Source organism: Mesorhizobium sp. M1A.F.Ca.IN.020.04.1.1 (assembly GCF_003997315.1).
In the GTDB taxonomy this organism is placed as follows: domain Bacteria; phylum Pseudomonadota; class Alphaproteobacteria; order Rhizobiales; family Rhizobiaceae; genus Mesorhizobium.
In genome coordinates, this window is record NZ_RZSN01000303.1 from 1 (window position 1) to 3,777 (window position 3,777).

Annotated in this window: 5 protein-coding genes; 2 read left to right on the forward strand and 3 right to left on the reverse strand. The window is 65.4% G+C overall.

Translation table 11 applies throughout. The features are described from left to right. The 3 genes from EOA49_RS30895 to EOA49_RS30905 form a co-directional block, all read right to left on the reverse strand. Positions 1 to 319, reverse strand: a 319-nt coding sequence (locus tag EOA49_RS30895; protein WP_245460851.1) for a LacI family DNA-binding transcriptional regulator, incomplete at its 3' end; no start/stop codon positions are given. Between the two features lie 48 nt (positions 320 to 367). Continuing rightward, entirely contained in the window at positions 368 to 1,402 is a 1,035-nt protein-coding gene (locus tag EOA49_RS30900) for an L-idonate 5-dehydrogenase (RefSeq protein WP_127241084.1), read from the reverse strand. A 49-nt stretch (positions 1,403 to 1,451) separates the two neighbouring features. Beyond that, positions 1,452 to 2,399: a 2-hydroxyacid dehydrogenase gene (locus tag EOA49_RS30905; protein ID WP_127241083.1), complete on the reverse strand. Its 948-nt coding sequence runs from the start codon at positions 2,397 to 2,399 to the stop codon at positions 1,452 to 1,454. 78 nt (positions 2,400 to 2,477) lie between these two features. On the opposite strand from EOA49_RS30905, the gene EOA49_RS30910 reads away from it, so the two are divergent. Both EOA49_RS30910 and EOA49_RS30915 read left to right on the forward strand, forming a co-directional pair. After that, positions 2,478 to 3,233 (forward strand): SDR family oxidoreductase, encoded by a 756-nt coding sequence (locus EOA49_RS30910; RefSeq protein WP_127241082.1) that lies wholly within the window; start codon positions 2,478 to 2,480, stop codon positions 3,231 to 3,233. Between the two features lie 13 nt (positions 3,234 to 3,246). Then, on the forward strand, positions 3,247 to 3,723 hold the full coding sequence (locus tag EOA49_RS30915; protein ID WP_164746825.1) for a gluconokinase: 477 nt from the start codon (positions 3,247 to 3,249) through the stop codon (positions 3,721 to 3,723). The last annotated feature ends 54 nt before the right edge of the window (positions 3,724 to 3,777 follow it).

A 3,777-nucleotide genomic window follows, 5' to 3' on the forward strand; every position in this document is an offset into this window, starting at 1 on the left:
CATTATAGTCGGTGAAGCCGAGCAGGATCTCCAGCCCGCTGTCACGCAGGCCCTCGGTCATGCCGCGCACCGTGTCGGCGAAATTGGCGTTGTTGATCGAGGGGATCGTCGCGGCGACGAAGCCGGAGCGCCGCGACGACAGATTGGCGGCGATGCTGTCGAAGACATAGCCGAGCTCTTCAGCCGCCTTCAGAATGCGGTCGCGCGTATCGGCGCTGACCGAAGCGTCGCGCTTGAAAGCGCGCGACACGGTCATCGTCGAGACGTTGGCGCGATGCGCGACATCGGCCATGGTCGGCCGTTTGGGCGAAGATTGCATGGCCGTACGTTATCGATATCACGGCGGAATGCAACGCGCCGTTGCGGCTCACGCAAACGCGATCTGGACCTTCATCGCCTGACTGCGGTCGTTGGCGAGCTCGAAGCCGGAAAGCGCCTCGTCGACCGGCACCGAGTGGGTGATCAGCGGCTTCACGTCGATCAGCCCCTTGCGCATCAGCTCGACGCCGACGGCGAATTCGGGATGGAAGCGGAACGAGCCGTTGATCGACAGTTCCTTGGCGGTCACCGTCGACATCGGCAGTGCCATCTCGGCGCCGCCGAGGCCGAGCTGGACGATGGTGCCGCGCGGACGCAGCGTAGCGATGCCTTGCGCCAGCGCCGACGCCGCGCCCGAACATTCGTAGAGGATGTCGAAGGTCCCCTTGTCGGCAAGGTAGGGCGCCAAACCTTCCGGCTCGCTTCGGGTGTTGATGGTCTTGTCGGCGCCGGCGCGCATGGCCATCGACAGCGTGAAATCGGCGATGTCGACGGCGACGATCTCGGCCGCACCCGCGCGGCGCGCGCTGATGATCGACAGCAGGCCGATCGGCCCGCAGCCGGTGACCAGCACGCGCTTGCCCAACATCTCTCCGGCACGGCGCGTCGCGTGCAGACAGACGGCCAGCGGTTCGGCCATCGCCGCCTCGCCGGCGGTCAGCCCATCGGCCGGGACGCACTGAATCGCGTCCGCCACCAGCATTTCACGAAACGCGCCCTGGATATGCGGGAACGGCATGGCGCTGCCGTAGAAGCGCATGTTGAGGCACTGGTTGTGCATGCCCTCGCGGCAATAGCGGCAGCTGTAGCAGGGCCGCGACGGAGACACGGCGACAAGCTGTCCCGTCTGCAGTCCACTCACTCCCGGCCCGAGGCTCTCGATCACGCCGGAGACTTCGTGGCCGAGGATCATCGGCTCCTTCAGGCGCACCGTTCCGAAACCGCCGTGATTGTAGTAGTGCAGGTCGCTGCCGCAGATGCCGCCGGCGGCGAGACGCAACAGCACCTGGCCCGACCCCGGCTCCTCGACCGGACGGTCCTCGATGCGCAGGTCTTTGGCGGCGTGGATGACGATCGACTTCATGGCAGGCGAACTCCTCGGACTGTGCAGGCAGGCTTTGCGTAAAACAATGTCACAGCACCGGCGTCAGCAACGGCTGGCCAGCAAAATGGGCGGCAAGGTTGTCGCGTACCAGCTTGCCCATCGCCTTGCGTGTCTCGATAGTGCCCGACGCATGGTGCGGCTGCAAAAGGACGTTGTCGAGCGCCAGGAACCGCGGATTGAGCTTCGGCTCGCCCTCGAAAACGTCGAGCGCGGCAGACCCCAGCGCCTTCTTCTCGAGCGCATCGAGCAGCGCACCCTCGTCGATATTGGAGGCGCGCGAAATGTTGATCAGCATGCCGTCCTCGCCAAGCGCCGCGATCACCTCGCCATTGACGATGTGGCGCGTCGCGGCCGACGCCGCGAGCGTCACGAACAGGAAATCCGAACGGCCGGCCAGGGCGACGGGATCGGCGACGAACTCCCAGTCCGCGGCGAAATCCTTGGGCGCGACGTCGCTGTAGGCGATGTCCATGCCGAAGCCGGCCAGACGCTTGGCCACCTCATAGCCGATGCGGCCGAGGCCGAGCACGCCGGCCCGCCGGCCCCAGACTCGGCGCTTCAGCGGGTAAAGGCCCTTAGAGGCCCAGCTGCCGTCGCGCACCCAGCGCTCGGCGCCGATCATGCCGCGCGACAGGCACAGCATCATGGCGATGCCGAGATCGGCGACGTCGTTGGTCAACACATCAGGCGTATTGGTGACCCGCACGCCGCGCTCTCGGCACGCCGACAGATCGACCGCGTCGAAGCCGACGCCGTAGACCGAGACGACCTCGAGTGCCGGGCACGCCTCGATCATGGCGCGGTTCGCGCCGAGTTCGCCGCGGGTGGCGATGGCGCGGACCTGCGGCCCGACGTCGGCGAGGAAGGACGGCTTGTCCTCGGCCGCGAAATAACGATGCACCACGAAGGCTTCGTTGAGCGGCACCTCGTCCCACGCGGGATAAGGTCCAACCTGAAGGATATGGGGCCGCTGCATCGGTTTTCGCTCCACTTGACTTGACAGCTGATGTTATCGATAACATAAAACGGACAGCGACGAGAGGCAATCGAGAAAATGTCGTCCACCTTGTTCGATCTCACCGGGCGCACCGCGCTCGTCACCGGCTCCTCGCAAGGCATCGGCCTTGCCTTGGCAAAAGGGCTCGCCGGTGCCGGCGCCAAAGTGGTCCTCAACGGCCGCGACGAGGCAAAACTCGCCGTTGCGGCCGCGCAAATCCCCGGCCCTGTGACGCTAGCCTTCGATGCAACCGACCATGATGCGGTACGCGCCGCCATCGATGCGTTCGAGCAGACTCACGGAGCGATAGACATTCTGGTCAACAATGCCGGCATGCAGTTCCGTACGCCGCTCGAGGACTTTCCCGCCGACGCGTTCGAGCGCCTGCTGCAGATCAATGTCGCCAGCGTCTTCCATGTCGGCCAGGCCGTGGCGCGCCACATGATCCGGCGTGGCCGCGGCAAGATCATCAATATCGCCAGCGTGCAGACCGCGCTCGCCCGGCCGGGTATCGCGCCCTACACGGCGACCAAGGGCGCGGTCGGCAATCTCACCAAGGGCATGGCGACCGACTGGGCCAGGCACGGCCTGCAATGCAACGCCATCGCGCCCGGTTATTTCGACACGCCGCTCAATGCGGCCCTTGTCGCCGACCCGGCCTTCAGCGCCTGGCTTGAAAAGCGCACGCCGGCTGGCCGCTGGGGCAAGGTCGAGGAACTGGTCGGCGCCTGCGTCTTCCTGGCCTCCGAGGCGTCATCCTTTGTCAACGGACACATTCTCTATGTCGATGGCGGCATCACGGCTTCGATCTGATCCCCCGCCGCGCATGGTGGTCATGGGCGTCACCGGTTCCGGCAAGACGACGGTCGGCGAGGCGCTGGCCCGTGCGATCCACGCGACGTATGTGGATGGCGACAAGCTGCACCCCGAGGCCAACATCGCCAAGATGAGCGCAGGCATTCCGCTTGACGACGCCGACAGGTGGCCGTGGCTGGCGAAAGTCGGCGAAACGCTGAGGCAGACCAGCATGCCGATCATCGTCGCCTGCTCGGCGCTGAAGCGCGCCTATCGCGATTTCATCACCGAGCAGGCCCGCGCGCCGATCCTGTTCATCTATCTCGATGGTTCGCGTGAACTGATTTCCCGGCGCATGAGCGAGCGCACCGGCCATTTCATGCCGACCAGTCTGCTCGACAGCCAGTTCGCGACGCTGGAAGTGCCGGGCAAAGACGAGAATGCCATCGCGGTGGCGATCGACGCACCGCTCGAAAAGATTGTCGCGGACATAACGTCCAGATTTTGAGGAGCGACCGTCATGACCAACATAGTCGCGCTAATCGGTGCCGGTGCCATGGGC